Raw genomic sequence first — 2,527 nt, forward strand, 5'->3', positions numbered from 1 at the left:
CTCTGGAGTTGCCATTGAACCGTCTGCTGGTTTAGCTGAATCTTCTGCTGGTTCTGCTGGTTTAGCTGATTCCTGATCAGCTTTTTCAAGCTCTTCAACTTTTGCTTTTGCTTTTTCAGCCTCAGCTTTAGCCTTCTCTAGTTCAGCTTCAGCAGCTGTTTGAGCTTGTTCAGCTTCAGCTTTTGAATTTTCAGCTGCTCTTGCTTCATTATTTTCTTTTTCAGCCTTAGCAGTCGCATCATCAGCTGTTTTCTTAGATTCTGCTGCTTTTTGCTCTAACTCCGCAATTCTAGCATCTGCTTCTTCTTGGGGTTGAACTGGAGTTTCTTCTTCCGTTTTAGCTGGTTCCTTAGCTTTTGCTTCCTTTACTTCTTCAAGGGTCTTATTGAAGTCATCAACACGAGAATTAATATCTTCTGCGTAAGATCCAACAAGGGCATCCGCCTGGTTAAATTCAGCTTCTGCTGCTGCACGAGCTTCTTCCGCTTCTTTGAGTTTTCTTTGTTGTTCCTCCAGAGCTTTAGCTTTTTGCTCAAGGTCGGCTTTGGCTTTGTTAGCTTGCTTGGTTAGAGAGTCAATTTCATCTCCCAATTGATCCGCCTTGTCTTGCAGTTTTTCTGACTCTGGACGTTTGGCATCCTCAGCTTTGGCTTTTTCAATTTGAATTTTTATCTCTTCAGGAAGATTCCTCTCATTATAAAACTTATTGCTATTTTCAGAGGCAGGTTTAGCATTCTCTGTTGGTAATTCATCCAAAACATCGGTAGCCTTGATAACACCACTTTCAATTGCGTCTAGTAAATCTTCCTTACCAATTGCCGCTTTAGCTGCTTGAATAGCCGCTTCCTTATCAGTAATACTCTTATCTTCCCTAATTTTAGCTTCCGCTTCCTTTTCAAGCTCTGTCAAGGCTGCTTCAAGATCAGCTTTAGCTTTATCTTCTTTTTTCTCATCTGGACTCTTCATTTCTTCTATCTTCTTAAGAGTCTCGTTGAATTCCTCGGTACGAGAATCAATCTCATACTTATAAGATTCCAGAACTTCATAGTCTTTGTCAAGCTCAGCTTTGAGTTTTTTATATTCTTCTGAATCCTCTGTTTTCTTTTCAAGTTCTTTAAGTTTCTTCTCAAAGTCAGCTTTAAGTTTATTTGCTTGATTAGTTAGAGAGTCAATTCCATCTTCCAATTGATCCGCCTTATCTTGCAGTTTTTCTGAATCTGGACGGTTCTTGTCTGCTTCTCCGGCTGCATTAATTTTTGTTTTTATTTCATCTGGAAGTTCCTTCATTTCACTGTACAGTTGACCGGTAGTAGTTGAAGTACTTTCATCTCCTGTTGGCAAGTCTTGCAAAACTTGACTAGCCTTAATCGCACCACTTTCAATCGCTTTTAGTAAATCTTCCTTACCGATTGCCTCTTTTGCTTTTTTAATAGCTGCTGCTTTGTCCTTAATTTTGTCGTTAGCATTAATTTTATCTTCTGCAGCCTTCTCAAATTGCGTCAAAACATCTTCAAGGTCATATTTCGCTTTCGCTTCTGGGTCTTTGTCTCTCGCTTCCTTTGCTTTTTTGAGAGTGTCATTGAAGTCGTCAACACGAGCATCAATATCTTCCTTATAAGACTCAGCCAGTGCTAAAGCCTTTTCAAATTCAGCTTGTGCAGCTTCATGAGCTGCTTTCGCTTCTTCTAGTTTTTTCTCTTCTTCTACCAGAGTTGCAGCTTTTTTCTCAGCTTCGGCTTTGGCCTTATTAGCTTGCTTGGTTAGAGAGTCAATTTCATCCCCCAATTGATCCGCCTTATCTTGCAGTTTTTCGGATTGTGGACGTTTGGCATCAGCCTCCTGGGCTTTTTTGATTTTAGCTTTTATCTCTTCAGGAAGAGAAGAGTCTTTGCTAGTAATAACTGGATTTTCATCTTCCTTTGTTGGCAATTCCTTCACAACATCACTAGCCTTGATTTGACCATTTTCAATCGCTTTCAGTAAATCTTCTTTACCGATTCTCTCTTTTGCTTTTTTAATAGCTGCTGCTTTGTCCTTAATCTCATCGTTAGCATTAATTTTATCTTCTGCAGCCTTTTCAAGTTCTGTCAACGCCTTCATCACTGCTTCTTTAGCTTCAGCTTCTTCCTTTTTAGCAGCAGCTAGCTCAGCATCAGCAGCCTGTTTAGCTTTTTCAGCTTTTGCTTTTGCCTCATCTGCACCTTTAGCCTCATCTGCTTCGGATTTCGCTTTCTTAGCAGCTTCTTCAGCTTTGGCTTTCGCTTCCTCTACTTTTTTCTGTAGTTCAGCAACTTTAGCTTCAGCTTCTTTTCTAGCTTCTTCCGCTTTTTCAAGATCCTTTTTAGATTTTTCGGATGCTTTGCTAGTGTTAGTAGTATTTGATTCATCAGCTTTTACAGCCAATTGCTGAACGCTAGTAAGACTAGCCCCTAAAACTACCGCACTGGCTAGGCTAGCAAAAATCATCTTTTTCTTCCCCATTTAGGTCACCTCTTTATTATTATTTTTAATCACCTGAATCACCTGA

Annotated in this window: 1 protein-coding gene; it reads right to left on the reverse strand. The window is 39.9% G+C overall.

Features of this window, described 5'->3' with window-relative positions; genetic code table 11:
• On the reverse strand, nucleotides 1–2,481 hold a 2,481-nt coding region (locus tag HT736_RS10125; protein ID WP_172931006.1), incomplete at its 3' end, for a cell wall-binding protein.
• Between the last annotated feature and the right edge of the window lie 46 nt (nucleotides 2,482–2,527).

The organism is Streptococcus sp. 339 (assembly GCF_013277285.1).
Classification (GTDB): domain Bacteria; phylum Bacillota; class Bacilli; order Lactobacillales; family Streptococcaceae; genus Streptococcus; species Streptococcus pseudopneumoniae.